We start from the raw sequence: 2,967 nt of genomic DNA on the forward strand, positions 1-2,967 counted from the left end.
TGTCCGGGCCCACCGGCGTCGGCAAGACCACGCTGGGCGCGCATTACATGAAAGAGGCCGCAGGGCGCGGCGATCGCTCGGTGATTTATAGCTTCGACGAGCACCAACATACGTTTGTCCGGCGCTGCACCCAGGTGGGCCTGCCGATCCGGGAGATGCTCGATAGTGGCCATCTGATGTTCGAGGCCGTCGAGCCTCTGGCCTATGATCCGGATCGGTTCGCGCTCAAGGTGCGCCATGAGGTCGAGACGCTGGGTGCCCGTGTCGTGATGCTCGACAGCCTGTCGGGTTACCAGCAGTCGATGCGCGGGGAGAGCCTGCAGGCGCGGGTACACGCCCTGTGTCGCTATCTGGTCAACATGGGTGTGACCGTCTTGCTGGTCAACGAGGTGAATACGATCGCCAGCCCGGAATTGCAGGTGTCCCAGTACGGCATCAGCTATCTTGCCGACGCGATCCTGCTCCTGCGCTATATGGAGCTGGAGGGCGAGCTGCGCAAGACGGTGGGCATGCTCAAGAAACGCACCGGCAATTTCGAGAAAACCCTGCGCGAGTTCGCCATGACCGGCCGCGGTGTGCAGGTCGGGCGGCCGCTGTCCGGGTTGCGCGGTGTCTTGAGCGGCGTCCCCGAGATTCTGGAGGGAAACCGTGCGCACGATGTTGCTCGAGCGCGTTGAATCCTCGGGCGAGCCGCAGGCGCGTATCGCCTGTGCGCTGGACAGCCCGGGCAACGCCAAGCTGCTGCGCCGGTTGCTGACGGGGCGATATCAGCTCACCGAGGCGTTCGATGATCGCCTCCACGGTGATGATCACAGCCGCTTCGATATCGTGCTTGTCGACCCCCTCTCTCTGGAGTGCCTGCGCGATCGACTGAGCCGATACCGGGAGCGCTGCTCGCCTGTGGTGTTGCCGGTGCTGCTACTGGTCACCGGCAGCCAGACGCCAGCATCCTGGATACGCCAGGAGCTCGGGCATACGGTCGACGATGTGTTGCGCATCCCGACGACCGAAATCGAGTTGACCGCACGGGTCGAGAACATGCTGCGTCTGCGCTCGCTATCGCTTTTGCAGGCGGCTACCGGACGCGAGCGCGATAACGTCGTGCGGGCATTGCGCACTCTCAACACTTGCGACGAGATCCTGGTGCGCGCCCGCGAAGAAGAGGGCCTGCTCGCCCGGATTTGCCAGGCCATCGTGGCGACCGAGGGTTACCGTCTGGCCTGGATCGGTTTCGCGCTGGATGACCCGGATCGACAACTCGCGATCCAGGCCAGTGCGGGGCCGGCCCGCGGTTATCTCGAAGGGTTGCCAGTGCACTGGCGCGGCGGGGTGCTGGCCAGCGCGCTGCAGAGCCGCCAGACGCAAGTGGTTACCGATATTGCTGAGAATCCCGAGCGGATGTTGTCGAGCGCTCGTGCCCGGGAATTCAATCTGCGGTCCGCGATCGCGCTGCCGTTGCCCCTGCACGGAGGCACGCTCGGCTGTCTGGTGATCTACTCGGAACACGTCGGCCACTTCGATCGCGAGCCGCGGCAGCTGCTGGAGCGGCTGGCACGCAACCTGTGTTTCGGTTTGCGTGCACTGCGTGTCTATCAGGAGAGCCAGCGACAGGCCGCAGAAATCAGAACCCTCGCCTACGCCGACAGTCTGACCGAATTGCCCAATCGGCTGAGTTTCCTGAATCACCTGCGCGATCTGGTAAGGCGGTGGCAAGAGGCTGGCATCGCGGGGGCGGTGCTTTTCATCGATCTGGACTCGTTCAAGGTGGTGAATGATGCCCTGGGCCACCAGGCCGGCGACCAGGTGCTGCGCGGGGTCGGCCAGCGCCTACGCAGATTGGTCCGGGGCAGCGATGTTGTGGCGCGCCACGGAGGTGACGAGTTCGTCGTGGCGTTGTCGGATGTTTCGCGGGGGCGTGTGCGCGATTCGGATAGCGTGGATACGAAGCAGGCATTTCAGATCAAGGTTCAGCGGATTGCCGAGCGTATCCTTCAGCATCTGCGCGAGCCGATCCGCCTGGGTGAACATGAGCATCGCCAGGGCGCCAGCATCGGTATCAGCCTGTTTCCGGACCATGGCGACGACGCGGACACGCTGCTGGAGCGCGCCGATACCGCCATGTACGAGGCCAAGAATGGCGCTTGCGGGCATATCTGCCAGTTCCACGGCGAAATTCTGGAGCGGCGCCAGCAGCGTCTCACGCTGGAAGGTCGGCTCTATCAGGCGATCAAGAGCGATCAGTTGACCCTGCACTATCAGCCGGTCTTCCGCCTGGACACGCTCGAGATCACCGGCGTCGAGGCCCTGGTCCGTTGGCCGCAGCCGGACGGCAGTCTGCTGTCGCCGGCGGCGTTTCTGCCGTTGGCCGAGGAGACCGGTATCATCGTGCCGCTCGGCGAGTGGGTGGTGGCCACTGCGGCCCGCCAGTTGAGCGCGTGGCGGGCTGCGGGTCATTCGTTGCAGATGATGGTGAATCTGAGTGTGCGTCAATTGCATGCCGCCAATGTAACGAGCGGGTTGGCCGATCTGGTGCGCCCGCATGCGGAGCCTTCGGCCATCGAATTCGAGGTGACCGAGAGCGCGCTGATGCTGGATCCGCCGACGACCGAGGCCAATCTGGCTGCGTTGCACGCCCGGGGATTTCGCTTCGCGATCGACGATTTCGGTACCGGCTATTCCTCGCTCAGCCGGATCAAGGATCTGCCGTTCCAAACGTTGAAGATCGACCGCAGCTTTGTCAGTGGCTCTGAGCATTCAGGCAAGGGCGAAGCGGTCACCCGCAGCATCATCCAGCTTGCGCGCAACCTCTCCCTGCGTACGGTCGGCGAGGGTATCGAGACTGAGCAGCAATGCCATTTCCTCAGGGAATGGGGCTGTGAATACGGCCAGGGGTACTGGTTCAGCCGACCCTTGCCGGCAGATGAAATGGCCCGCTTGCTGGCAGCCAAGGTGGGCGGCTCTGTTTAG

The 2,967-nt window shown here is 63.8% G+C and carries 2 protein-coding genes; both read left to right on the plus strand.

Annotation, left to right across the window (positions count from 1 at the left end):
• The coding region (locus tag ACS8YF_RS19420) for an ATPase domain-containing protein (RefSeq protein ID WP_440851742.1) at positions 1 to 677 on the plus strand (677 nt) is incomplete at its 5' end.
• A complete protein-coding gene (locus tag ACS8YF_RS19425; protein WP_440851743.1) occupies positions 658 to 2,967 on the plus strand; it encodes a putative bifunctional diguanylate cyclase/phosphodiesterase in 2,310 nt (769 codons plus the stop codon). The genes ACS8YF_RS19420 and ACS8YF_RS19425, both read left to right, overlap by 20 nt.

It is taken from the genome of Salinisphaera sp. SWV1 (assembly GCF_052044155.1).
Lineage (GTDB): Bacteria > Pseudomonadota > Gammaproteobacteria > Nevskiales > Salinisphaeraceae > Salinisphaera.